Raw genomic sequence first — 25,614 nt, 5'->3', positions numbered from 1 at the left:
TGCCTTGATGAGGAATATTATTAATAGTGATAGCAACTACACCAGTAGCAATCATATTATTATTTTGTTTAGTTGCTCTTATTTTAGGAGCAATAGCAATAATAAAAGATTAAATAAAATGATAGGCATTTGACATATAACCTGTTTAACTCCTATTTTTATTTAAATATGTCAATGTAAGTCCTAAATTTTATTTTATACAGAACGAAACTATAGAATTATTAAAATTTGGATAACATTATAATTCTATAGTCCACCGTAGTAAACGGTGCTGATGAGTTCATAAAAGGATGTGAAATAATGAGAAACATTAAAACTGAATGATTTTATAATGAAAAAAGTCCTAAAGAAATAATATGTAAAACAGTAAGTTTATTAAAAAATAAAGAAGATGCTTTATGTTATTTATTAGCATTAAATTTATATCCAAAATTATATCCACAAGATATTTATTATTCATGAATATTAGAAAATAATCAAACTGGATATTTAATTATTGTCGGTAATAATAGAGATACTATTGGAAATATGAAATTTAAATTTATAAAAGGAGAATAGAAAATGCCAAATACAGAAAACTCACAATCAAATTATACTTTATTAAAATTAATAAGAACTGGAATAGCACCATTATCTGCCATGATTGGTACCAGTGCTTATTATGGTCAATTAATAGGAAATCCTATTTTAGGAAGTATTAATGCTTTATTATTTAGTAAAAAATTAGGAATTGATATTTGAAATTTAAATCAAATGCCAAGTTCAAAAACTAAATTAATTAATAGTAGTAAAAAAATATTATTAGGATTAGGAACAATTGGTTTAGTTAATTATAGTAAATTTACTAATGCAGATATTAATCCTAATCCAACAGAAAATCCAATAACAACTACTACTGTTGACCCATTTCCACCAGATTTATTATTTAGTAATCATGATACTATTGATAATCATTTAATGGATTGAGATACATATATATCTTTAAATTCATATGGTATTGCCAATTTGGTTGCTGGAATTACTGAGTTAATACCTAATAAATTTGAAGCAATAAGAAAGATATGTAATATGGCTACTGGTGGTTGTTTGATTAGTAGTGGTGTAGCAATGGGTATAAATAATGATTTTATGAATGCTTATGCAGTACCTACCATAATTGCTGGTGCAAGTGAAATTATTCATAATTTATTACCTATGGAAACAACTAATCATATTGAAGAAATGCAAGAAACACCATTTAATAATGAAACTACAAGATTAATTAATGATAATAGATTCACAATTAATAGTGAAACATCAAGTCAATATTATGGTAGTGATAATATGACCGAAGTACCATTAAATTATGATAATGCTTCATTAAATTGAGATTATAATCACATGAGTTTATAAATAAGTAAAAATGCCTATTAAAGGCATTTTTTGGAATGTTTAGTAATCTGTGTGACTTACAAAAATAACTATGTTTAATTAATTCTAGTAAATATAATTTATATATCTAGAAAGAGTGAGTTACAGATGGCTAAAAAAGATAATCTTAATAACAATGATCCAATATCAAAAGCAGTAGATTTATTATTAGAAAATACTGAGGATTTAACAACAGTTTTTAAAGAGGGAGGCTTATATAAAGAATTAACTAAACGATTGGTAGAAAAAATGTTGAATTCTGAGATGCAAAATTATTTAGGACACGAAAGAAATCAACGCAGTAATAATGACAATGTTCGTAATGGTACAACATCAAAAAAATTAATAACTCAACAAGGTAAAATTGAAATTGATGTACCAAGAGATCGTAATAGTAATTTTGAACCAGTAATAATCACAAAAAGACAGAGAAGATTTGATGGTTTTGATCAACAAGTTCTTTCACTATATGCAAAAGGTATGACTTTATCAGATATTAGAATGCAGTTGCAAGAGTTATATGATGGCGCAGATATTAGCGAAAGCGTAATTAGTCAAATTACTGATGATGTCATTGATGATGTCAAAGCATGGCAAAATCGTCCATTAGATAGTGTTTATCCAATCATTTATTTTGATTGTATCGTAGTTAAAGTACGTCAGGATAAACGTATTATTAACAAATCAGTTTATATAGCTTTAGGAGTTGATTTAGAAGGTAAAAAAGATGTTTTAGGTTTATGAATTAGTGAAAATGAAGGTGCTAAATTCTGATTAAATAATTTTACAGAAATGAAAAATCGAGGCTTAAATGATATTCTTATTGCTTGTAGTGATAATTTAACAGGCATGTCAGAGGCAATACAATCAGTTTATCCTAAAACTGAACATCAATTATGCATAGTTCATCAAATTAGAAATAGCTTAAAATATGTTTCATACAAACATCGAAAGTCTCTAGTTATCGATTTAAAGCCAATTTATACAGCATGTAGTGAAGAACAAGCAATGCAAGCTTTAGAATCATTTGAAAGTAAATGAAATAAACAATATCCACAAATTGCTAAATCTTGATATAAAAATTGAGAAAATTTAATGGTTTTTATTAGTTATCCAGCAGAAATTAAAAGGGTAATTTATACTACAAATGCTATTGAATCTGTTAATAGCCAATTACGAAAAGTTATTAGAAATAAAAAAGTTTTTCCTAATGATATGGCAGTTTTTAAAATTTTTTACTTAGCAATTGAAAATATCACAAAAAAATGAACATTGCCTATTCAAAATTGAAATACAGCAATTGCTCATTTTATGATAAAATTTGAAGACAGAATTAATCTGAACTAGTACTTTGTAAAACAAAGAAACACAGATTACTAAAAAGTCTCTCAACTTGAATTAAAATAAAAGTTTTTTATAATTCTTTAATCTTGGCATTGATTAAAATTTTTTGATTTTGATACTTTTCTAATTTCTGCTTTTCTATTTCAACTTTTATTGGTGGTGCCTTTACTAAAAATTGTTGGTTACTTAAAATATCTTTACTACGTTTTATTTCATTTTCAATATAAACTAAGTCCTCTTTTAATTTTGCTAATTGTTCTTCTTTATTAAATAAATTTGAAACATTAATTTCTATTACTGCTGAATTAATAATTTTAATTATTTTATTATTAACAGACAACGGACTATCACTAATAGTAACAATTTGACTATTAGTTAATTGTAATAAATAAGGATTTAAAGTATTTTTTTCTACTTCAAAAAAAGAATTAGTCGTATTGATATGAATAGTTAACGGTAATTTTAAAGATAAATTAAGTTCTTTACGAATTTCTCGAATATTACCAATAATTTCAATTAATATTTCAACAAATTGTGTTACATCTTTTGTTTTTTTCATAACTTTAACTTTAGGAAACTTATTTGTTAAAATGCTATTTTTATACCCCATTTCTTCATAAATTGCTTCTGTAATAAAGGGAATAAAGGGATGAACCATAATAATAATTTGTTGTAAAACATAATATAATGTTTGTAATGAGTTACTTTGTTGCTCTTGATTTTGTAAATTAACTTTATTTAATTCAATATATCAAGAACAATATTTATTTCATATAAAATTTGATAGTGCTTTAACTACTAAAACAAATTCATATTTTTCCATATATTGCTCTACATAAATAATCAATTGATTAAGTTCTTGTAAAATTCATTGATCAATAAATGATAATGAATTATTATAGACAATATTTTCATCCAATTGAAACTTATCATCAATATTCATTAGTACATAACGTGCAGCGTTTCATAACTTATTATTGAAATTTCAAGTTGACTCAACTTTAGTAATACTAAATCTTAAATCTTGACCCGGAGCACAATTGCTAACTAAAAAGTAACGTAAAGCATCCGCACCATACTTTTTAATAACTTCCATTGGATCAATTCCATTATTTAATGATTTTGACATTTTTCTACCTTGTTCATCACGAATTAAACCATGAATTAAAACATTAGTAAATGGTTTTTGATTAGTAAATTTTCAACCCATAAACATCATTCGTGCAACTCAAAAAAATAAAATATCATAAGCAGTAACTAATACTGATATTGGATAATATTTTTGCAAATTAACATTTTTTTGTGGTCAACCCAAGGTTACAAAAGGTCATAAACCGCTAGAAAATCATGTATCTAATACGTCTGATTCTTGAATATAATCGTTAATTGGTGATGGTGGGTTAGTATCAACATAAATTTTCTTAGTTTTTTTATGATATCAAACTGGAAGCGAATGACCTCATCACAATTGACGAGAAATACATCAATCTTGAATATTATTTAATCACTGCAAAAGTTGTTGTTCAAATAATATTGGATGAAAATCAATCTTTGTTTTCTTATTTTTTTGTTTATCAATAATCATTTCAACTAATGGTTTCATTTTTATGAATCATTGTTGTGATAAATATGGTTCAATAATAGCGTTACTTCTTTCTGAATAACCAACTTGATGAAGATGGTCTTCAACCTTTACAACTAAATTTTCTTTTCTTAATTGTTCAACTAATTGTTTACGACATACCATTCGATCTTGATTAATATATGATTGTGCTAATTCATTCATAGTTCCATCAACATTCATACAAATAGGCATTGCTAAATTGTGACGTAATGCAATTTCATAGTCATTAGCATCATGAGCTGGTGTACATTTCATAGCACCTGTTCCAAAATTCATATCAACATAATCATCAGCAATGACTTTAATTAACATTTTATTAGCCGGATTAACAACCATTTTACCAATAAATTGTAAATAACGTTTATCTTTACTATTTACAACTATACACTGATCAGCAAACATTGTTTCTGGTCTGGTAGTAGCAATAGTAATAAATTCACTACTATTTTCTATAAAATATTTTAAATAATACATTTTTCCTTTTGTTTCATGATAATTTACTTCAATATTAGAAATAGCGGTTTTTAATTCTGGATCTCAATTTACTATCTTTTTTCCTCGATAAACTAAACCTTCTTTATATAACTTTACAAATACTTCATTAACTGCTTGCTTAACATTTTCATCTAAAGTAAATACTTCATGCGAATAATCTAATGCTAAACCAAGTTTTGCTCACTGTTTTCTTATGTTTTGTGCATATTCTGTTTTTCATTTTCATGCTTGTTGTAAAAATTTATCTTTACCTAATTCTTGCAAATTAAGTTTTTGTTCTTCTTTAATACGTTGTGCAACTTTAACTTGTGTGGCAATGCCGGCATGATCCATACCAGGTATAAATAAAGTATTAAATCCTTGTAAACGTTTATAACGAATTAATAAATCTTGGATAGTACTATCTCAAGCATGACCTAAATGTAAAAGTCCGGTTACATTAGGTGGTGGTAAGATAATAGAAAATGTAGGATTAATAGAACTAACATTTGCCTTAAATAATCCAGATTTTACTCATTGTTCATAACGATCCTTTTCAATTTCAATATGATTATATTTTTTGTTTAAATTTTTATTCATTTTTTATACTCCTTTTTAAAATAAAAAAACATTCCACAAATAGGAACGTTTTTTAACGCGGTACCATCCTAATTCATTTACAAAGTAAATGCACTTAATTATTATTTAAATTACTAATAATATAAGTTACCTTCAAATTAAACTTGCTTAGTTTACAGCAACCACTAAGTCTCTAAATTACCATTTAATTTTACTCTTTTATATTTTAAATTAATTATGTATTTTATTTTACATTGTTAATTTTAAAAAACAAGACATTTGAGAAAAGAAAAAATCTATATATTAAAATTATCTTTTTTAACAACAGGAGTTGATGTTTTCATAGACTGCATGCAGTCTAATTTATTTTTTATATTTTGATCAAAATCACACAATAAAGGAGTATCATCTTTTTTTTATTGTCTTTTTTTGATATGCTTGTTTTTCTAATAATTTTATTTTTCTTTGTTCTGGTGTTAAGTTATTTCATCATTTTTTTGCCTCATTTTTAACAACATCTACTTGTTTGGGGGTTAAAGTATTTCATCATTGTTTTGGATTTTTGATTATTTGTTCTCTTTGTTGATTAAATCAATCAATAACTTTTTGATAATCTTCCTTGAAAATTGATTCTTCATGTATTAAAACTTCATCTAAAATACTAGATAATATTTCACTATCCTCTAATATCTTTTGTTCATCATTTATAGCTTTTGATTTTGACTTATCAAAATCAATAAAAATTTCTTTTATTTTAATATTTTTTCACTTTTCAATTTCATCTCTTTTATTAAAAATTGCATGAGGTATATTAATTTCATAATCATAAAAAAAGTTTTTTTATTTCATGCATAAGTGAATCCTAATTTTTCATAAAATTCACCGACAGTAACATTAGTTGGATCTGATAATAAAATAAGGTTTTCGATATTATTGCTATGACATATCTCAAAAATTTTGTAAATAAGTAAACTACCATATTGTTGCTTACGATATTTTTCTTCAATAAATATACTTTCTAAAATAGCTTCTTTTTTTTCTAAATCAATAATAAGTATTGCGTCACCGATTTTATTATTAAATTCATCAATTAATAATAAACTTTTTATACTTGGATTATTTAAATTATTCGTAATAATAATTTCTCTGCCGTTTGCCATATTTTAACTTCTTTCTAATAAACCCAATATATAATATTTTTTTAATTAAATTAATTTAATAAAAACAAAAAAACTAATATAGATAAAACTATCTATACTAGTAATTAACAGTTATTAAATTAATTTAATAATATCATAAAATATCTTTGTTTTAAAAAAATAAACAAATTGTATATAAATTAAAATATATTACATAACTCTTACAGTAGATTTAAGTTTGCTAGTTGTTGATTGAAATAAAAATAGTTACCAAAATGGTAACTATTTTTATTATTATAGATTAATTTATTTACGTCGATATTTATAAGCCATAATTGCTCCAAATATTAATGCTCCAATTCAAAGTAAACTAACTAAAATCGGTATTCAGTAATTATCAAAAAGTGCTGTATTGATTAAATCATTTGGAGTACCATAATTATTTCATCCTCTATTCATAATAGAAACAGGAGAAGAAAAAGGAATAATTTTAGCAATAATAACTAAAACTGGTTGTCCTTTAATGGCTACATATGGAATATATTGACCCGATAAAAATGATGTTGGCAAATATAATAATAAAGCAAAAGCATTAGCAATTTTAAAATCAGAAGCAAGAATACCAACCATTATTCCTACTGCTGAACACATAATTGATGAAAGCAGAATTGCTAGTAATATATAAACTCAATTAATTAGTTCTCAATTAATCTGATTATGATATAAAGTTGCACCAATTCCTAATGTTCAAAAACTACCAATAAAAATTAAAATAACATGAAATATTAAAATACTACTAATAAATTGTCATGGTTTTAATGGTGTTGCACCAATTCTTTTAATAATTATTGATTGTTTAAAATCAGAATATGTCATTGATAAAGTAACAATTCCTAATACTGGTGAAGCTGACATCACTAACCCCGGTAATACTGTTTGTGCAGCATTTGGGTTACCGGGTGTTAATACAGCAACTAAAATTGTTAACATAATAATAGGGAAAATAAAGCCAAAGAAAATACTATGGAAAGATTTCTTAAAATAACCAAATAATAATTGAAACATTGCTAGCATTATTTTTTTTCCTTTCTCGTAGTTATTTCTAATGGTGTTTCTGTTTTTTCTAAATAATATTTTAATAATGAACCATATTTTTTAGTAACTTCAACAACAGTAGTATCATCAATAATTTGACCATCCTTTAAAAAAATAATACGTCTACATAAAGCTTGGATTTCATCTAAGTTATGACTAACTAAAATTAAAGTAATGTTATTCAAACTAATTTGTTCTTGTAAAAAATTAATAATATCAATTCTTGTTTTAACATCTAAACCAGTTGAAATCTCATCACCAATATAAATTTTTGGTTGATGAAATAATGATAAAAATAAATTAACTCTTTGTCTTTGACCACCCGATAAACTATTTACTTTACGTTTGTATAATTCTTTTAATTGAAACTTATCTAACATACTATTAAAAATTTCGGGTTTTATTTTATCTAAATAAATCTTCTGATAAAAATTTATTAATTCTTTAACTGTTATAAAGCTAGGATAAACTTGATCTTGAAAATTTATTCCAACAACATATGGAATATCTTTTTTATTAAAGTTATATTCAATTTCTCCTGTACTTGCATTTTTAGTATTACTAATAATCTCACATAATGTAGTTTTACCAGCACCATTAGCACCAAAAATAGCAACAGAACTACCACTCTCAATTTCTAAATTAATAGGTCCGAGTACAACATTACCATTATACGACTTCGTAATATTTTTAACCTTAATTACTTTCATAATTGCTTCCTTTCATATTATTTTAAACTTTATAAATAAGTATAGCATTAAAAAAAACTAATTTTATATCATAAGAACCAACATTTTTTTAATTAAAATTTTTATTTGAATACAAAATTCCTTCAGTTCCTGCAGCATATAAGGTATTTTCTGAATTAATTGTTAAGACAAGAATATGTTCATTATCATTATCTATTCCTAACATATTGCAAAAAATAGATGATTTTTTTACTTTTTTATATATTTGATTTGAATCAACACCAGCGAACAAAACACCATCTCTATCAATGACTAAACGTTTAACCTCGTGGTTTGGATTTGTTTCTAAGATTACTCATATATTCCATTTTTTATCTTATAAAGATGACCATTTCAAGAACCAGCAAAAACAGTATTGTCCTTGTCAACTACTAAACTATCAATTCTATGTCCATCCTGTATTTGTTGAAATTTTCCAAAAGTTTGACTTATTTTATCAGTTTTATAAATTATTCCACGATCATCATCGCTACTTGCTACTTAGCCCTTTTTACTAGACCATTAATTTAAAAAAAACTTGAATGTATTCGAAAAACAATTGTGTTATACAATTAACACTAATTTTGACATGAAAGGATTTTTAATAATGGATAAANAGGGAGGCTTATATAAAGAATTAACTAAACGATTGGTAGAAAAAATGTTGAATTCTGAGATGCAAAATTATTTAGGACACGAAAGAAATCAACGCAGTAATAATGACAATGTTCGTAATGGTACAACATCAAAAAAATTAATAACTCAACAAGGTAAAATTGAAATTGATGTACCAAGAGATCGCAATAGTAATTTTGAACCAGTAATAATCACAAAAAGACAGAGAAGATTTGATGGTTTTGATCAACAAGTTCTTTCACTATATGCAAAAGGTATGACTTTATCAGATATTAGAATGCAGTTGCAAGAGTTATATGATGGCGCAGATATTAGCGAAAGCGTAATTAGTCAAATTACTGATGATGTCATTGATGATGTCAAAGCATGGCAAAATCGTCCATTAGATAGTGTTTATCCAATCATTTATTTTGATTGTATCGTAGTTAAAGTACGTCAGGATAAACGTATTATTAACAAATCAGTTTATATAGCTTTAGGAGTTGATTTAGAAGGTAAAAAAGATGTTTTAGGTTTATGAATTAGTGAAAATGAAGGTGCTAAATTCTGATTAAATAATTTTACAGAAATGAAAAATCGAGGCTTAAATGATATTCTTATTGCTTGTAGTGATAATTTAACAGGCATGTCAGAGGCAATACAATCAGTTTATCCTAAAACTGAACATCAATTATGCATAGTTCATCAAATTAGAAATAGCTTAAAATATGTTTCATACAAACATCGAAAGTCTCTAGTTATCGATTTAAAGCCAATTTATACAGCATGTAGTGAAGAACAAGCAATGCAAGCTTTAGAATCATTTGAAAGTAAATGAAATAAACAATATCCACAAATTGCTAAATCTTGATATAAAAATTGAGAAAATTTAATGGTTTTTATTAGTTATCCAGCAGAAATTAAAAGGGTAATTTATACTACAAATGCTATTGAATCTGTTAATAGCCAATTACGAAAAGTTATTAGAAATAAAAAAGTTTTTCCTAATGATATGGCAGTTTTTAAAATTTTTTACTTAGCAATTGAAAATATCACAAAAAAATGAACATTGCCTATTCAAAATTGAAATACAGCAATTGCTCATTTTATGATAAAATTTGAAGACAGAATTAATCTGAACTAGTACTTTGTAAAACAAAGAAACACAGATTACTAAAAAGCCTCTCTTGTTTTGGTGCATTATTAGTTTTAAATAACATAAATGAAGTTATTTTCTTGTCTAATTTATTTCTATATGAATAAATTTCTTTTCTTCCTAAATTATAAGTTAAAAGTCTACAACAATATTGTTGTTTTAAACCATTTTCATCTCAACAAGTTATATAAGCATCATCTGCACATATATTTAATTTTTCATTATCTAATACTTTAAATTTTTCTTCTGGTATTCATTTTTCAATTTTTGCATTTTTAAAAATTCTTGAAATAAGATTTTTAGAAAAAGAAGTATATTTAAATTCTGATTGAATATTAAAATAACCTTTTTTTGATATTAAATTTTCAATTAAATTATCTAATATATCAAAATATAAATCATTAGTAATTCTTGCTCTTTTTTTAATACCAAATTCTTCATAAATTGGATAATGATATCTTTTATTAATTGTATCTCAATAAACTCTTTGTCTAAAAGTTCCTATTCCATTGGGAGTATTTACTGTTCTATTAACTCTTGAATCAATTTTATATTGATTTTTATCTCTATTTTTAAAAAAATATTCATCATAATCCTCGATTATTTTAATATATTTTGTTAAAATATTATTAATTTCATATTTTTGAAATTCTTTAAAACTAAACATTTTTTAACACCTTTCTATTTATTTTTTTGTCCTAACTATTCTAACAAATTAGTTAAAATATTGTTGAAAAATGTTTGGTTTTAGAGTATAATTTTAACAAACGTTTAATAACTTGAAAATTCTATTTACGTTTAAAAGATAACTTTTATTAGTTATCTTTTCTTTTTTAATAAAATAATGTACAATAAAGAAAAATATAAATAGAAAAGGAAAATAAAATGAGTTGATTTAAAAGAAAAAAAAATAATGATGATACCTTTTTAGAAGAAGATGAGTGAGAAAAAGAAGAAAAAATAAGAAGAAAAAAACAACAAAAATGAGACGAACTTAGAAAAGAAGGAAATGAAAAACTATTAGAAAATGAAATATGAAAAGAGTATAATAATGAGTTAAAAAAGAATGACCAAAATATTATTAGAATAGAAAAAAAAGTGATATTAATAAAAGTTGAAATGTTGAAGGAAATAAAAAAAATAAGCCTTTAGGTGGTTTATATAAATTATTTTTAAAAGATAAAGAATATGAATTATTTTATGGTAATCCTTATTCAATAATTAAAGTAAATGATTTTTGTTTAATAGAGTCAAAAAAACAAGATTATTTAGAAATTAACAAATATGGCAATTGAAATAAAGCATTAAACAGAATCATAAGAGAAATTTGATTAAGAGATATTGAAAATAAAACAGAAGAAGAAATATTACAAGATAAAAATAAACATTTTGAAAAAGTTAAAAACGAAAGAATAAAATATGAATATGTAGAAGAATATGTGTTTCAAAAAACAAAACCTATAATAGAAAAATGCACCACTTTTCATATCACACCAAGAAATCCTATTGGAGCATATGTATTTTGTGATAATAAACATAATAGAAAAGTGATTTGTAAATTATGTTTTGAAAATCATTATCAACCAACACAACAATTAGCATATCAAGAAGCAAAACAAAAATGAAAAGAAAAAAATAACAACTAATTGTTATTTTTTGTTATAATTATATTATAAAAATTAAATAAATAAATATATGAAGTAATTAATAAAGTTAATAAGTTATTTTTGCCGCACTTAACTTAAAGATTATATTAATTATATCATAAATTTTTGTGTTTTTAAAGCATATGAAAGGAGATTTTTATGTGCAAGAAGAAAAAATAAAAATAAGAACAATTTTTAATGATGCTAAAAAATTAAGAGAAGCATTAGAAAATTATTTTATTCATTGTAAAGAGTTTGATGAAGTACCTACTAAAATTGGTATGTTAGTTTATTTAAATATTACAGAAAATACTCTTTATAGTTGAAAACAAAAAAAGAGAAATACTTTTTTACAACAAATTAATTGAGCATATTTACAAATACGCCATATTAATACACAAAGATATTTAAAAGCAAATGCAAATAATACTGCATGATATTTAGAAAGAGCATTTGTGAAAGAATATCATTTATCTACAAAAATTGATATAAAAAGTAGTGATAATACAGCCCCTATAGCAATTAGTTTAGAAAATAAAGGTAAGAATAAATGTTAAGTAATTTTGGTTATTTATTAGATATTGCTAAAAGAATGTATTTAAAACAACCTTTAAATATTAATAAAATTAAACAATTAGGTAGTCGTAAATCTGGTAAAACATTTAGTGATATTGAATTTCTTGGTATTTTATTAATGTTAGAAAATATTAATATTCATGCTTATTTAATTCGTAATATGTCAAAACAATTAAATGATAGTTGACAAGAATTAAAACAAATTATTAGAGCAACTTATTCTAGTATTAATTTTATTATTAGTGAAACTAAAAAAACTATTGAATTTAATGGTAGTAAAATAACTTGTAAATATTTACATTCACAAGATAATAGTAATGTTAAATTAACTGGATTAGCAAGTAATTATTTATATGATTATGTAATTATATGAAGTGATGAAAGATATGAAATTACTGAAAATGATTATCAAGATTTAAAAGATGCTATTCGTGGAGCAAATCAATTATTAGAAATTGAAAGTTGTAATCCTTGGTCAATTCTTAATGAATTTATTAAAAAAACTATAAATTCATGCCCTCAAAATGAAAAACAAATTATTAATGAATATGAACAATTTACTATTATTGATAATACTATTTATCATTATCAAAATTGAAAATTAAATACTCATTTAAAAGATAGTGATAAACAACAATTATTAGAAATAGAAACTCTAGACCCAATATCTGCAAGAGTAAGAAGTCATGGTTTAGTAGGTTATGAATCTGGTGGTATATATTCACATCTTATTCATAAGATATCACGTTTATTACAACCAAGTTATAGATTTAGTGCTGGATTAGATTATGGTTTTAAAGATGATGCTTTAGCATGTTTATTAATAGGTTTTGATTATAATTTTAAATTTGTTAATGTTATTGATTGTTTAAAAATAGAAAATAAATTAGTACGTTATGATAATAAACAATTAGCAAGATTAGTAGTTGAGTTTTATATTAAATTAGCAAAAGAAAATAATTTGTTATATGAATATGGTTTAACTGTATATTGTGATTTTAGTAATTATACATTTATTGAAATGCTTAATGATACAGCAATTAAATATCAAGTTAATTCATGATTATATTTTAAAGATTGTGTGAAATTAAGACTTGAGTTTAGAATAGGTAAGAATGTGGCTTTAATGGCATCAGAACGCTTAAATATTAGTATGAATGCACAAGCATTATTAGATGAATTTAGATTAGCTGTATGAGACCCTAAGAGCATTAAACAAATACCATTAGCAGGTAATGACCATTTACGTGATGCTTTTGATTATGCAATTGAGCCATATATTAGAAATTTAAGTGCAAATATAAATCCTTATTTTGAAAGGAAGTAACATATGAATAATCATAATACTGAAATATTAAATCCTAATTGATGTATGATAAATTTGCAAGAAATTATAGCAAATCATGCTTCAAAATTACTATGAGGTAATGGTTATAATTTTACAAGTGAATATCCTGAATATAAAAGAGCCATTGAAAAATTAAAAGAATGAAATAATTTAGATTCATTATTTTATCAAGATTGTCATATAAAGAGTGGTTATGGTTATAGTATTGTTCAAATTGATAAAAGTAAAACAGGTAGAATATCATTAAATTTTGCTCAACCATATGCTCAATCAAGAGTAGCAAGAGTATTAGATACTGAACAAGGTGCTAGTACTTGGTCAAGATTACAATATGATGACCAAAGTATTTATGTTAAAACAACATATACTCCAAATCAAATAATTAGATATTTTACTAGTGATTTTATTACATTAGATGGTTTACAAGAAAAAATTAGTAAAGATTTACAATTACCTTTAATAGAAAATCATAATTTAGGAATTATTCCAGTTAAATTTATGCAAAATTTACCTAAAAAGAATTTCTTTGGCGGAGTTATTGGTGATTATTATCCAGATATGACTCCAATTAAAAGATTACAACAATTGTTAAATAAAACATTTGAATCAATTGAACATGAACTTGAATATAATGTTACTCGTGTATTTTTAGATATTACTGAACAAGAAATAAATCAATCTAAAACTGCTTTTGATTTAAAAAAATTAATAGGTAAATTTATTTTACAAGCAAATTTAAGAAGTTTAGGAAGTACTAGTGGAACACCACCAATTGCTATTTTACAAGGTAGTCCAATATTAGATAAATATGCAGAATTTATTCAATTTATTATTGATAAAGCATTTGAAGGTAGTGGATATAGTCCAGTAAATGATACTACTAGTCAAAAAACTGAAGCAGAAGTATTAATTACTAATTCTCGCGATATGGAAACTACAAGAATTAAAAGAACTTTAAATCAAAGTGATTGAAATGAAATATTTCAAAGATGTTTTATATTAATGGGATTAGATGGTGATAAATCTAAATGAACATTTGAAATTAAAGAAAATACTATTACAGATAGATTAAAATCACTTGAAATTGATGAAGCAGAATTAAGATTAGGAATTACTAATATTAAAAGAATTATAGTTAAAAGATATGGTGTTAGTGAAGAAGAAGCACAACAAATTATTGAAGAAAATAGAAAATATCAAAAAGAAGAAATTGAATTTAATAATACTTTTTTAGGAGAAACTAAAAATGATACCGAAAATAAATCATCAATTAATTAAAACAGTTTGAAAATCAACTGGTGAAATTGAAAAAGACTTTACACAAAATAAAGATTTACAATTTCGTGTATGTCCTTTTACTATTATTTTAGGTGCGATAAATTCAACAGAAACTGGTTATAAACCACCAACTTCAATTCCTAATGATTATACTTCATTTAGTAAAATCTTTACTGGTAGAGAAGCAATACAAGCAGTATGAGACCATTCTTATTATCCTATTCAAAATAAAGATAATCCAGATGAAGCATATAAACAATTACAAATTGGTGATGTATTTTATGGAAATATTTTAAGTGACCAATTAGGTATTACTTATTCAGCAACTCCAGCAAATAATGCTTTTATACAAGAACAAGCAATTAAAAATGTAGTTATTAATATTCCAAATGAAAAAAAGAATTTTAATTTTATTAATAATATTGTTTCAAATTTATATAAGTTATATATGATTCCAGAAATTAATAAAATTATAAATACTGATAAATCAATTAAAGTTGATAGACAATGATATATTCTTGAAGTTGCTAGTAAAACTTATAATAATGAAAATAAAGAATTAGCATATATTCAATGTACTTTTAGTTCATTAAATGATAAATTAGCCCATAGTGGATTAGCAATTAATCAATATGTGCAATTAGGTGCACCTGCTGACCCAGTAGCATTACCAGCATTAGATGAAAATAATAATATTGTTTTAGATGATAATTATTTAACTCCATTACCAGTTACTCATTGTCAAATATCTTTTTATGGTTCAGTAAAACCTATTTCAATTGCATTATGAGGAAGAGATATTGATAATAATCCTATTAATACTAAACAACATAAATATCAACAATATCCTAGTAAATTATTATTTCCATGACAATATCAGTGTAGTACATATGACCCAGTAAGTTTTCAAGCATTACCAGAAACTAATTATGTATTAACTGTTCAAGGACAATCAGTTATGGATAGTTATCAAGATTGACAAAAAGTAATTGCACCAAATTATGATGATGGTGCAACTAAGAATTATGAAGGTCATTTAAGAACTAATGTTGAAAAAACTAAAAATACTAATAAAGTTGATGTATCAAATAGATTAGTAAATTATTGAGATAATAATTTTTTAAATGGTGCACAAATAGAAGATTATAATTATGCAACTGCTGGTAATCCATATTTTCAATATTATAATAAAAATAATAAAAAATTTATTGGTAATACTCATTATAATATGAATAATAATAAATTTAAGCAATTAAATACTATTAATGCATTACATTATTTTATTTATAATCCTATTAGTGAAATACCTTTAACAGTAAGAGAAACAATTAAAATTAATCTTAATACTATACCAATATTTGGTTCATTTATGAATGCTTTTGTTGGTGGATTAGATATTGGTGCTAAATTATCAAGTAATTTATTAATACCTCAATTTCCTTATATAAATGGCTTAATATCTGCTGAATTATATAATTTTTATACAACATTATTATATAGTTCACAAAGTACTAATCCAGCATTAATTCCATTAGATGTATTTAGAAATGATACTCCAGATACTATTCAATCTGTATTGGGAACAGCAAGTCATATGACATCATTTACATTTAATTTAACTGATAAATTATCAATGTCAAAATTTAATATTAATAATAATACTAGTTCTATGGGTTATAATCTTACAACTGATAATTTAGTTCAATTAGATAAAACTGATAAAATACAAATATATTTATTACCACCAGATAATGATATTAATCCTTTATTAAAAGAATCAGATTTTACTAATAAAAATATATTAAAATGAGCAATTGATATGATTGATATTAAAGTTGTTGGTAAAAGTAATTTTAAAATAACATTTTATTCAATGCCAGATAATAGAAGTGGTGCTGTTAATGATAATTTTAGTATTTGAAGTGGTACTTATCAAACAGTTGGTAAAGCAAGTAATAATAGTAGATTAATTCAAAATACTTTTATTTTAGCAAATAATACTTTTAAATTTGACCAACCATTTAATTATCCCCAAACAATACAACCACCACCATTAATAGAAAGAGCGCATCCTATATTTATTGACTTAAGTAATCAAAGTCAATATGGGATTAATAATAATATTGATGGTACATTAAAATCTATAACTATTGATACTTATCAAATGAGACCACATATTTTAGAAGATGTTAAAGGTAAATTTCATAATAGTATTGGTATTTATGTAAATCAATATGGTTATGATAATGTTGATAAATTTAAAGAAGATTATGAAAGTATAACATTTAAATTTAATTTTAATATGAATACTCTATATGATAATGATACTTTAGGAATGTATAATAATTCTAAAAGTTGATTTACTCCTATAAAAATTAATTTAACTGATATTGGTAATTTACCAGATAATCAAAATGATACTGCTCTTTTCCAAGATAATGATAATGCTTATAATAATAATTCTGGAAATCATAATGATAGTAATAATAATTGAATATTTAATGTAAATAATAACAAATGAGATGGTTGAAAACCCTTTCAAATTGCTTCTTTAACAAATGCAGAAAGATTAAATAAAATATATATTAATAATTTATTATGAACAAATGATACTCCAAGTAGTGGTCATACAACACCATCATCAACATGATTTAAAATAATGGCTTTTAAAACAAAAGCATATCAAAGTAAAGATGACAATTTAATCATAGTTCAATATCAATTTATAACTACATTACCAAGTATAGGAGTTGGATATGTTCGTGATGCACAGTCTAATTGAAACTTACAAACTACATCATTGGTAATTAATCCTAAAAGTGTAACTTAGAAAGGTAGTGGTAATTATGTTAAATGAAAATGAAATGAAAGAAGGTAATAGTATGGAAGAAAAAGAAAAAGATGAACAAGAAGAAACTAAAGAAGAAGTAAAATCAGAAGAAAATACTGAAAAAGAATCTGAATCTGAAGATAAAAAAGAACCAGAAACTGAAGAATCTAAAAAACCAACTTTAGAAGAAAAATATAAAGAATTAGAAGAAAAATATAATGCTTTATATAAAGAAAAAACTGATAAAGATAGAGAAATTAGACATAGTGAAAGTTATAAAAAATATGATTTATCACAAGAAAATATTAATTTATTAAAAAGATATCTTGAAGATAAAGAAGATATCGAAGAAGAATTAACATTATTAAATAAAGATTTTCCACATTTATTTAATAAAAATAAAAATACAAATATTAGTAATTCTTTAGATGTAAAAGATAAATTTAAAGAAGAAAAAGAAGATGAAGTAGATACTAGAAAAATAGGAATGGTAGGTTAAAAATATGGCAATTATTACAACACAATCAACAACAATTAATGACCCAAGTAATCCAACAGGTAAATTAGATTTATCAGTTAAATATATTAAAAATTTAAAAGTATTGCTTTCTAAGAGAGTAGCACTTATTAACGCTACAATAGAAAATAGAGAACAATTAGATGCTGGTACTGCTATTTATAATATTACAAAAAGAAATATTACTGAAGATTATACAGCAGGTGCTGGAGCTAATAATCAAACAGCATTAAATACAATTCAAATTCTTTTAGATAAAAAGAAAGAAATTAATTTTGAAGAAGAAACACTTGATTTAAAAAGATTAGGTGCAAGATATGAAGATGGTAATGTTCTTGTATCAGATAGTTTAGCATCAAGTTGAATTGATGCAAAAGCAAAATCAGTAGAAATATATTTAGTTGCTAAATTATTATCATTAGCAGTTAAAACAGCAAAAGATAATGGAATTATTAATATTGCATTACCAACTAATCCGGACGTATTGCAACCTTAGTTAGATTTAATAAAAACTTAAATGAGAGATAAAACTCTCATTTTTAATTGTTAAACAATTATAATTAATTATTTTATTAAACCAGCACTTTATTAAAGTAATTAATTATTACATAACTAAATAAAAAATTATTTAGGCTATTGTGCTGGAATTAACCAATAGTAATTTTTGTGTTGCTCTTTTAAAATTTGATATTTTTTTCTCCCCCTCCCTCCAGACCTCCTACCCCCAAGGCTTTTGCTACCTATAGTAGCAATAAGCCTATACGTATAGTAGTAGAAGTATTTAGTTAGTAGTATATAAGCCTTTTATCACTGTAGGTGATAAGGCTTATACGTAGAAAGGATTTGTAATGATTAATGTTAATTTAGATATTAAAAATAAAGTTAGAGAAACAACTAAAGGTATGTTATTAGAAATTGGTGAATATGAAACATGATTTCCAATTAAAGATACTATTATTAATCAAAATAATAAAAAAATAACATTAAAAATAATTGAAGATTTTAATTATAAATTAGGTAAAAAATCAATTACAAAAGATATTGAAAGTATTAAAGGTAGTGATATTTTAAAATATATTAAAAATATTTCAGATATTACTACAAATGAAAATGAATTAATATCTTGTGAATTTTATGAACAATATAATGGTTATTATATTTTTACAAATGATAAAAATCAAGAATGTTTTAAATATAACATTACATGAGAACAAGATATGAAAAGTTTTAAAATAAATAATCCATATAATGATAATGATTTAGCAATAAATTATATTGTTACACCAATGAAAGATATAAATACTCATAATGAAAAAATATTTTATTTAAAGTATTAAAGGAAATTAATATGTTATTAAATGTTGAAAAAATAGAATTAATTAAAAATTTATGTAATGAAAAATTACTTAAAAATAAAAAATATATTGAAATACAAGAAATATTAAAAATTATAGAAAGAGAGTAATTAATTATGTTGAATTTAAAAGAAGATAAAAGAATATATTTAAAATATGAAGAAATTGAAAAAATATTTGGTTCATGTGATATTTGTCATAAAAATTCATCATTTGCAAATAGAACTTGTAATAAATGTTTTTATAAATTAATGAGTGATAATGATGAAATGTAATATCCATAATGAAAAATATATTTGATTTAGTGAAATTGAAAATACATATTATTGTAATAAATGTATTGATGACATGATTGAAGAAGATATGTATTTAACATCTAATAATTGAGATTACTTATATGAATATTATATTAATGAATTACAATTAGAAAATTTTAAAGGAGTGTAAAAATAATGAATAGATTAGAATTACAAAATGCAATGAAATTAATAGAAAAATTTGAAGAATTACAAGAAGAATTTAATAGTAAATATGAAGATTTTGAAGTTGAAATTGATAATGATGGGGATTTAAAAATTAGTAATGATTATTTTATATATGAAGATGTAAATAAATTAGAACAAGTAATTATTGATTATAAAAGAATTTTTAAAGGTTAAAGGAGATGAATAGAAATGGTAGCAGCCCCAAAAAAGAAACCAGAAGATTTAATTATTAAACAAATTCATATTAGATTAAATAAAAATGATTATTATGAATTAAAAAAGATGTGTTTAGAAGAAGATATTACAATTAATAGTTTTGTAAAGAATTTAATTAAAAATGCAATAAATAGAAAGAGTGATAAATAATGAATAATTTATATAAAAAAATACTTAAATTACAATTAGAAATTGGTAGTACACCTAAAAATGGTTTTAATAAATTTGGTAATTATAAATATTGATTATTAAGTGATATTTTTAATAAATTTAAATTATTATGTAAAGAATTAAATATTGTTATTACACATGAAGATATATTAACAACTGATAGAAAAATTAATTATTTAGATACTAAAGAAGTAGAAATAACTTATTTTAAAAGATATACAATTATTGATTTAGATAATGATAAAGAAAATAAATATTTTGATATACTTGCTTGTGCTAAAAATACAGATATAGCAAAAGCAAAAGGGAGTGCAGAAACTTATGCTTATAGATATTTTTTAATGAATTTATTATTATTAAGTGAAGATGAACTTGACCCAGATAATGATAATGTTAATTTAATACAAAATAATAAACCACAAAATAATTATATTAATAATAATATAAAAATACAAAATGAAAAATGAGAACCAAGTGAAAAACAATTAGATTATTTTGAAAAATATATGATTACAAATACAGTTTTATTTGATGAATGTATCAGAGAAGATATGGAAAGATTAAATCCAAGTAATAATAAAGATTTTTTAATATTAATGGGTGAAAATTATTTAAAAACTTTATTTGATAAATTTAAAGAAATTCGTGAAAGATTTAAAAATTTAAAAAATAATAATAAAAATGAGTATAGAAATTATGAATAAATGTAGAACATGTAATAAAAGAATATTTTTAAGTAAAAATTGATGTCTTAAATGTTTAGAAATAATTGTTAATAATTTATCTGAAAATGTAGAAAATAAATATTTAAATAAAAATAAGGAGAATAAATAATGAATAAAGAAAAATTAATTAAAAAATTAGATGAATATTTAAAACTTACTGGTGATAATTGATGAGCAAAAGCAGCATTTATTAGTATTATAGATTCTATAAAAAAGGGTGAATTTGATAATGAATAAAGAAAAATTAATTAACGCACTGCGTGATAGATATAAATTATTGTGGGATAAAATTACTCAATCAACAAATAGTGATAAGATTTTATATTTACAAGCAAAATTATTTGAAGTAGAAGATTGAATTGAAAAAATAGAAAATGGAGACTTTGATAATGACTAATTATTTACTTTCAATTGACCCAAGTATAAAAAATACTGGATTTACTTTATGAGAAAAGAAAATATATTGTGATACATATAAATATATATGAAAACCAATATTAATTAGTAGTTGTAGTTTTAAAAAAAATGGTGTTGATAATTTTAATAGAGATATGCATTATGTTGTATATGGAACTTTAGAATTAAAAGATGAGTTAAATAATTCTAAAAATAATTTTGATTTAATTATTGAACGTGGTACTTTTCATTCAAAAAATGGAATTGGTTATGAAACACAAGAACATTTACGTGGTTTTATTGCTGGACAATTTAATAAATTAATAACAAAAGATATGTTAATAAGTCCAAGTGAATGAAAGAAATGATATGTAAAAAATGATAAATATTGTTCTGCTATTACATTTGTAAATGGTATAAATTATAAATGAGATAAAAATATTTCTTTGTTTATGTGTGAAAATTTAATAAAAAAAAATAATTGAAATATAAAAATATCAAATCATGATGAAGCAGATAGTTTATTAATTGGTTGATATTATTTAAATAAGGAGAATAAATAATGAATAAAGATAATTTAAAACCATGTAAACATTATATTTATTATAACGTAGAATATTATTATTTTGGAGAATGTGATATGTGTGATGAAGAAAAGGAGAATAAAAATGAGTAAAGAAAAAATAAAAGAATTACATTATACAAAATCATTATGTGATAATTGAGATTGATTTACTGAATGCGAAGGATGTAATATTGGTATATCTTTACATTGTTTATGTTCTATACATTTAAAATGTAATATGTGTGATGAAATTTGTTCAAAAGATTTTGAATGAAACATAAAACAAATTAAGGAAGTTAAATAATGCAAAAACAAAAAAAAGAAAAAGTATTACTTAAATGTATTGTTAAAGATTGTAATAGTAAAGTATTAGTTACTTTAAAAACTTTAAATATAGAAGATAGTGTAATTCAATTTTTTAATATGTGTTATTTTCATAAAAAACAATTTAAAAATAAAATAAAAGAAATAAAAAATAAGGAGTAAATAATGAATTTATGAGACTTTTTAAAATATAGTGATAAGTATAATGTTTTTAAAATATATACAAAAAATACAGAAATATATTTTTCATGAAATGGTGGAAGTAGTGAATTAGATGATGACCGTACTTTATTAGGTTATGAATTAGCAGATTGAAAAGTATTATCATATAAACAATATCCAGAAGAAATTAGAGTATTTATTAAATTAGATAATCAAGAAATGTGTGCATATAATCATTTTCCAAAAACAAAAGAAGAAAGATTAAATTATAATAAGGAGTAAATAATGACTAAAGAAATTGAAGAAAAACTTATTGAATTTACTAATGAAATAAGTAATAAATTAGATACTAATGAACAAAAAGTATTAAATAAAATTATTAATAATTATTTAAATTTAAGTAAAAATTTAAATGAAATAACTAATAAACATAAAAAATAACATTAAAATATTTATAAAAATGGTAATATATGGAAGGTGGTGAAAATATGACAAAAGATAAATATCAAGAAGAAGTTGATAAAAATTATGAATGATTTAAAAAAAATAAAGAAAAATTAATTAAAGAAAATCCAGATAAAATTGGCTATTATGCTTTATTAAAAAGTCAAAATATAGTTAATTTTTATGAAACATATAAAGAAGTAAGTATTGAAGGACATAAAAAATTTCATGATCAACCATTTTCAATTCAAAAACTATTAGCAAAAGAAAAACTTAATAATACAGAATTAGTGGGGTTAAAATGGGAAGAATAGTAAAACAATTTAAAAATAATAGAGCTATTATAGATGTTGTAGTGGGATTACCAAATAATCAAAACGGAATTATCGATATTGATAGAAATAAACCTATGAAAGATTGCAAAGCATTAATTGATACTGGCTCTAGTATGTCTTTTATTTCAATGAAATTAGTAAAAGAATTAAATTTAATTCCTAACGGAAAAATTGGATTTAGTAATATATATGATAAACCAAAAGAAGTAAATTTATATGAAATATTTTTAGGAATAAAAATTGATGAAAAAATAAGGCTTGATTTTGAAGGAAAGTTTGATGTTGTAAATAATGCTTTTCTTATACCTATAAGAGCTGGTAGTATGGATAGTAAAGTATTTGAAAATGAAGAATATGAAGTATTATTAGGAGTACCAGAAATTGCTGAAGGTCATTTAACTATAAGCGGAAATGCATTCATATTTTCAATATAAAAAAAGTTACCAATAAGGTAACTTTTTAATTAGGTGCCAACCTAACAACAGAACAGTAAGAACTTTTTATTTCATATACTTACATAAGTAAGTAATCTTATTATACATTATTTTAGGGAATGTTTAGTAATCTGTGTGACTTACAAAAATAACTATGTTTAATTAATTCTAGTAAATATAATTTATATATCTAGAAAGAGTGAGTTACAGATGGCTAAAAAAGATAATCTTAATAACAATGATCCAATATCAAAAGCAGTAGATTTATTATTAGAAAATACTGAGGATTTAACAACAGTTTTTAAAGAGGGAGGCTTATATAAAGAATTAACTAAACGATTGGTAGAAAAAATGTTGAATTCTGAGATGCAAAATTATTTAGGACACGAAAGAAATCAACGCAGTAATAATGACAATGTTCGTAATGGTACAACATCAAAAAAATTAATAACTCAACAAGGTAAAATTGAAATTGATGTACCAAGAGATCGCAATAGTAATTTTGAACCAGTAATAATCACAAAAAGACAGAGAAGATTTGATGGTTTTGATCAACAAGTTCTTTCACTATATGCAAAAGGTATGACTTTATCAGATATTAGAATGCAGTTGCAAGAGTTATATGATGGCGCAGATATTAGCGAAAGCGTAATTAGTCAAATTACTGATGATGTCATTGATGATGTCAAAGCATGGCAAAATCGTCCATTAGATAGTGTTTATCCAATCATTTATTTTGATTGTATCGTAGTTAAAGTACGTCAGGATAAACGTATTATTAACAAATCAGTTTATATAGCTTTAGGAGTTGATTTAGAAGGTAAAAAAGATGTTTTAGGTTTATGAATTAGTGAAAATGAAGGTGCTAAATTCTGATTAAATAATTTTACAGAAATGAAAAATCGAGGCTTAAATGATATTCTTATTGCTTGTAGTGATAATTTAACAGGCATGTCAGAGGCAATACAATCAGTTTATCCTAAAACTGAACATCAATTATGCATAGTTCATCAAATTAGAAATAGCTTAAAATATGTTTCATACAAACATCGAAAGTCTCTAGTTATCGATTTAAAGCCAATTTATACAGCATGTAGTGAAGAACAAGCAATGCAAGCTTTAGAATCATTTGAAAGTAAATGAAATAAACAATATCCACAAATTGCTAAATCTTGATATAAAAATTGAGAAAATTTAATGGTTTTTATTAGTTATCCAGCAGAAATTAAAAGGGTAATTTATACTACAAATGCTATTGAATCTGTTAATAGCCAATTACGAAAAGTTATTAGAAATAAAAAAGTTTTTCCTAATGATATGGCAGTTTTTAAAATTTTTTACTTAGCAATTGAAAATATCACAAAAAAATGAACATTGCCTATTCAAAATTGAAATACAGCAATTGCTCATTTTATGATAAAATTTGAAGACAGAATTAATCTGAACTAGTACTTTGTAAAACAAAGAAACACAGATTACTAAAAAGCCTCTTATTTTAAGATTGTACCGTTTCATCTTTTTTTATTTTTCTTTTATTTCTTTTATCTTGTATTCAAAAACATATAGGGAGAATTATATAAGCACCTATAAGTACAATACCAATAAAACTTAGTACTATTATTAATATAATTATACTTCTATCC

At 23.2% G+C, this 25,614-nt stretch carries 34 protein-coding genes; 29 read left to right on the top strand and 5 right to left on the bottom strand.

Translation table 4 applies throughout. The features are described 5' to 3' along the window. Positions 1 to 300: 300 nt before the first annotated feature. The 3 genes from SPIRDC1_RS07280 (at position 301) to SPIRDC1_RS07270 (ending at position 2,757) form a co-directional block, all read left to right on the top strand. Positions 301 to 558, top strand: a complete 258-nt coding sequence (locus SPIRDC1_RS07280) for a hypothetical protein (RefSeq protein WP_174480332.1) — start codon at positions 301 to 303, stop codon at positions 556 to 558. Positions 559 to 561: 3 nt separating this feature from the next. Then, the gene (locus SPIRDC1_RS07275; RefSeq protein ID WP_174480784.1) at positions 562 to 1,392 is read left to right on the top strand and encodes a hypothetical protein; all 831 of its coding nucleotides are present in this window, start codon (positions 562 to 564) and stop codon (positions 1,390 to 1,392) included. Positions 1,393 to 1,518: 126 nt separating this feature from the next. Then, positions 1,519 to 2,757 (top strand): IS256 family transposase, encoded by a 1,239-nt coding sequence (locus SPIRDC1_RS07270; RefSeq protein ID WP_174479940.1) that lies wholly within the window; start codon positions 1,519 to 1,521, stop codon positions 2,755 to 2,757. Between the two features lie 67 nt (positions 2,758 to 2,824). Here the strand turns inward: SPIRDC1_RS07270 and SPIRDC1_RS07265 are convergent, their stop codons facing one another. From SPIRDC1_RS07265 to SPIRDC1_RS07250, 4 genes are all read right to left on the bottom strand, one after another. Continuing rightward, positions 2,825 to 5,452: a valine--tRNA ligase gene (locus SPIRDC1_RS07265; RefSeq protein ID WP_174481210.1), complete on the bottom strand. Its 2,628-nt coding sequence runs from the start codon at positions 5,450 to 5,452 to the stop codon at positions 2,825 to 2,827. Between the two features lie 728 nt (positions 5,453 to 6,180). Beyond that, positions 6,181 to 6,591 (bottom strand): GNAT family N-acetyltransferase, encoded by a 411-nt coding sequence (locus SPIRDC1_RS07260; RefSeq protein ID WP_174481209.1) that lies wholly within the window; start codon positions 6,589 to 6,591, stop codon positions 6,181 to 6,183. 285 nt (positions 6,592 to 6,876) lie between these two features. Beyond that, positions 6,877 to 7,644, bottom strand: coding sequence for an ABC transporter permease (locus SPIRDC1_RS07255; RefSeq protein WP_174481208.1), 768 nt, complete (start codon positions 7,642 to 7,644; stop codon positions 6,877 to 6,879). Further along, positions 7,644 to 8,375, bottom strand: coding sequence for an ABC transporter ATP-binding protein (locus SPIRDC1_RS07250; RefSeq protein WP_174481207.1), 732 nt, complete (start codon positions 8,373 to 8,375; stop codon positions 7,644 to 7,646). Before SPIRDC1_RS07250 ends, SPIRDC1_RS07255 begins: the two co-directional genes overlap by 1 nt. 635 nt (positions 8,376 to 9,010) lie before the next feature. Here SPIRDC1_RS07250 and SPIRDC1_RS07245 point away from each other — a divergent pair. After that, positions 9,011 to 10,152: IS256 family transposase (locus tag SPIRDC1_RS07245; RefSeq protein WP_233215009.1), on the top strand; the 1,142-nt coding region annotated here is incomplete at its 5' end. Here SPIRDC1_RS07245 and SPIRDC1_RS07240 read toward each other — a convergent pair. Next, positions 10,139 to 10,831: a UPF0236 family transposase-like protein gene (locus SPIRDC1_RS07240; RefSeq protein ID WP_174481205.1), complete on the bottom strand. Its 693-nt coding sequence runs from the start codon at positions 10,829 to 10,831 to the stop codon at positions 10,139 to 10,141. The genes SPIRDC1_RS07245 and SPIRDC1_RS07240 overlap by 14 nt on opposite strands. Before the next feature lie 218 nt (positions 10,832 to 11,049). Between SPIRDC1_RS07240 and SPIRDC1_RS07235 the strand changes: the two genes are divergently transcribed. The 25 genes from SPIRDC1_RS07235 (at position 11,050) to SPIRDC1_RS07120 (ending at position 25,420) form a co-directional block, all read left to right on the top strand. Further along, positions 11,050 to 11,316, top strand: coding sequence for a hypothetical protein (locus tag SPIRDC1_RS07235; RefSeq protein ID WP_174481204.1), 267 nt, complete (start codon positions 11,050 to 11,052; stop codon positions 11,314 to 11,316). A 287-nt stretch (positions 11,317 to 11,603) separates the two neighbouring features. Continuing rightward, on the top strand, positions 11,604 to 11,810 hold the full coding sequence (locus tag SPIRDC1_RS07230) for a hypothetical protein (protein ID WP_174481203.1): 207 nt from the start codon (positions 11,604 to 11,606) through the stop codon (positions 11,808 to 11,810). Positions 11,811 to 11,971: 161 nt separating this feature from the next. Further along, on the top strand, positions 11,972 to 12,367 hold the full coding sequence (locus tag SPIRDC1_RS07225; protein WP_174481202.1) for a terminase small subunit: 396 nt from the start codon (positions 11,972 to 11,974) through the stop codon (positions 12,365 to 12,367). After that, a complete protein-coding gene (locus tag SPIRDC1_RS07220) occupies positions 12,361 to 13,713 on the top strand; it encodes a phage terminase large subunit (protein ID WP_174481201.1) in 1,353 nt (450 codons plus the stop codon). The genes SPIRDC1_RS07225 and SPIRDC1_RS07220 overlap by 7 nt, the downstream gene beginning before the upstream one ends. Positions 13,714 to 13,716: 3 nt before the next feature. Next, complete coding sequence (locus tag SPIRDC1_RS07215) at positions 13,717 to 15,012, top strand: hypothetical protein (protein ID WP_174481200.1); 1,296 nt, start codon at positions 13,717 to 13,719, stop codon at positions 15,010 to 15,012. After that, on the top strand, positions 14,981 to 17,842 hold the full coding sequence (locus SPIRDC1_RS07210) for a hypothetical protein (RefSeq protein WP_174481199.1): 2,862 nt from the start codon (positions 14,981 to 14,983) through the stop codon (positions 17,840 to 17,842). Before SPIRDC1_RS07215 ends, SPIRDC1_RS07210 begins: the two co-directional genes overlap by 32 nt. Positions 17,843 to 17,858: 16 nt before the next feature. Continuing rightward, positions 17,859 to 18,341: a hypothetical protein gene (locus SPIRDC1_RS07205; protein ID WP_174481198.1), complete on the top strand. Its 483-nt coding sequence runs from the start codon at positions 17,859 to 17,861 to the stop codon at positions 18,339 to 18,341. A 4-nt stretch (positions 18,342 to 18,345) separates the two neighbouring features. After that, positions 18,346 to 18,855 carry a hypothetical protein gene (locus tag SPIRDC1_RS07200; RefSeq protein ID WP_174481197.1) on the top strand — a complete coding sequence of 170 codons (510 nt, stop codon included), beginning with the start codon at positions 18,346 to 18,348 and terminating at the stop codon, positions 18,853 to 18,855. Positions 18,856 to 19,207: 352 nt separating this feature from the next. Further along, positions 19,208 to 19,696 carry a hypothetical protein gene (locus SPIRDC1_RS07195; RefSeq protein ID WP_174480549.1) on the top strand — a complete coding sequence of 163 codons (489 nt, stop codon included), beginning with the start codon at positions 19,208 to 19,210 and terminating at the stop codon, positions 19,694 to 19,696. A gap of 134 nt (positions 19,697 to 19,830) precedes the next feature. Next, entirely contained in the window at positions 19,831 to 19,989 is a 159-nt protein-coding gene (locus SPIRDC1_RS07190; RefSeq protein WP_174480550.1) for a hypothetical protein, read from the top strand. Beyond that, entirely contained in the window at positions 19,979 to 20,161 is a 183-nt protein-coding gene (locus SPIRDC1_RS07185) for a hypothetical protein (protein WP_174480551.1), read from the top strand. Before SPIRDC1_RS07190 ends, SPIRDC1_RS07185 begins: the two co-directional genes overlap by 11 nt. 5 nt (positions 20,162 to 20,166) lie before the next feature. Then, a complete protein-coding gene (locus SPIRDC1_RS07180; protein WP_174480552.1) occupies positions 20,167 to 20,373 on the top strand; it encodes a hypothetical protein in 207 nt (68 codons plus the stop codon). A gap of 15 nt (positions 20,374 to 20,388) precedes the next feature. After that, complete coding sequence (locus tag SPIRDC1_RS07175; RefSeq protein WP_174480553.1) at positions 20,389 to 20,565, top strand: hypothetical protein; 177 nt, start codon at positions 20,389 to 20,391, stop codon at positions 20,563 to 20,565. Next, the gene (locus SPIRDC1_RS07170) at positions 20,565 to 21,290 is read left to right on the top strand and encodes an ERF family protein (protein WP_174480437.1); all 726 of its coding nucleotides are present in this window, start codon (positions 20,565 to 20,567) and stop codon (positions 21,288 to 21,290) included. Before SPIRDC1_RS07175 ends, SPIRDC1_RS07170 begins: the two co-directional genes overlap by 1 nt. Then, the gene (locus SPIRDC1_RS07165; RefSeq protein WP_174480438.1) at positions 21,283 to 21,420 is read left to right on the top strand and encodes a hypothetical protein; all 138 of its coding nucleotides are present in this window, start codon (positions 21,283 to 21,285) and stop codon (positions 21,418 to 21,420) included. Before SPIRDC1_RS07170 ends, SPIRDC1_RS07165 begins: the two co-directional genes overlap by 8 nt. Beyond that, positions 21,420 to 21,548: a hypothetical protein gene (locus SPIRDC1_RS10350; RefSeq protein ID WP_255495900.1), complete on the top strand. Its 129-nt coding sequence runs from the start codon at positions 21,420 to 21,422 to the stop codon at positions 21,546 to 21,548. The genes SPIRDC1_RS07165 and SPIRDC1_RS10350 overlap by 1 nt, the downstream gene beginning before the upstream one ends. After that, positions 21,541 to 21,708 (top strand): hypothetical protein, encoded by a 168-nt coding sequence (locus tag SPIRDC1_RS07160; protein WP_174480439.1) that lies wholly within the window; start codon positions 21,541 to 21,543, stop codon positions 21,706 to 21,708. Before SPIRDC1_RS10350 ends, SPIRDC1_RS07160 begins: the two co-directional genes overlap by 8 nt. Further along, positions 21,701 to 22,270, top strand: coding sequence for a hypothetical protein (locus tag SPIRDC1_RS07155; RefSeq protein WP_174480440.1), 570 nt, complete (start codon positions 21,701 to 21,703; stop codon positions 22,268 to 22,270). The genes SPIRDC1_RS07160 and SPIRDC1_RS07155 overlap by 8 nt, the downstream gene beginning before the upstream one ends. A 105-nt stretch (positions 22,271 to 22,375) precedes the next feature. Further along, positions 22,376 to 22,576 carry a hypothetical protein gene (locus SPIRDC1_RS07150; protein WP_174480441.1) on the top strand — a complete coding sequence of 67 codons (201 nt, stop codon included), beginning with the start codon at positions 22,376 to 22,378 and terminating at the stop codon, positions 22,574 to 22,576. Continuing rightward, the gene (locus tag SPIRDC1_RS07145; RefSeq protein WP_174481196.1) at positions 22,576 to 22,758 is read left to right on the top strand and encodes a hypothetical protein; all 183 of its coding nucleotides are present in this window, start codon (positions 22,576 to 22,578) and stop codon (positions 22,756 to 22,758) included. Before SPIRDC1_RS07150 ends, SPIRDC1_RS07145 begins: the two co-directional genes overlap by 1 nt. 3 nt (positions 22,759 to 22,761) lie before the next feature. Beyond that, a complete protein-coding gene (locus SPIRDC1_RS07140; protein ID WP_174481195.1) occupies positions 22,762 to 23,040 on the top strand; it encodes a hypothetical protein in 279 nt (92 codons plus the stop codon). A gap of 3 nt (positions 23,041 to 23,043) precedes the next feature. Beyond that, positions 23,044 to 23,199: a hypothetical protein gene (locus SPIRDC1_RS07135; RefSeq protein WP_174481194.1), complete on the top strand. Its 156-nt coding sequence runs from the start codon at positions 23,044 to 23,046 to the stop codon at positions 23,197 to 23,199. Between the two features lie 47 nt (positions 23,200 to 23,246). Next, entirely contained in the window at positions 23,247 to 23,516 is a 270-nt protein-coding gene (locus SPIRDC1_RS07130; RefSeq protein ID WP_174481193.1) for a hypothetical protein, read from the top strand. Continuing rightward, on the top strand, positions 23,504 to 23,971 hold the full coding sequence (locus tag SPIRDC1_RS07125) for a retropepsin-like aspartic protease (protein ID WP_174481192.1): 468 nt from the start codon (positions 23,504 to 23,506) through the stop codon (positions 23,969 to 23,971). The genes SPIRDC1_RS07130 and SPIRDC1_RS07125 overlap by 13 nt, the downstream gene beginning before the upstream one ends. A 210-nt stretch (positions 23,972 to 24,181) precedes the next feature. After that, positions 24,182 to 25,420: an IS256 family transposase gene (locus SPIRDC1_RS07120; RefSeq protein ID WP_174479940.1), complete on the top strand. Its 1,239-nt coding sequence runs from the start codon at positions 24,182 to 24,184 to the stop codon at positions 25,418 to 25,420. The last annotated feature ends 194 nt before the right edge of the window (positions 25,421 to 25,614 follow it).

It is taken from the genome of Spiroplasma endosymbiont of Danaus chrysippus (assembly GCF_902809815.1).
Taxonomy (GTDB): domain Bacteria; phylum Bacillota_I; class Bacilli_A; order Mycoplasmatales; family VBWQ01; genus Spiroplasma_E.
Note: the sequence above shows the minus strand (reverse complement) of the source record. Positions and strands in the feature narration are given on the sequence as shown.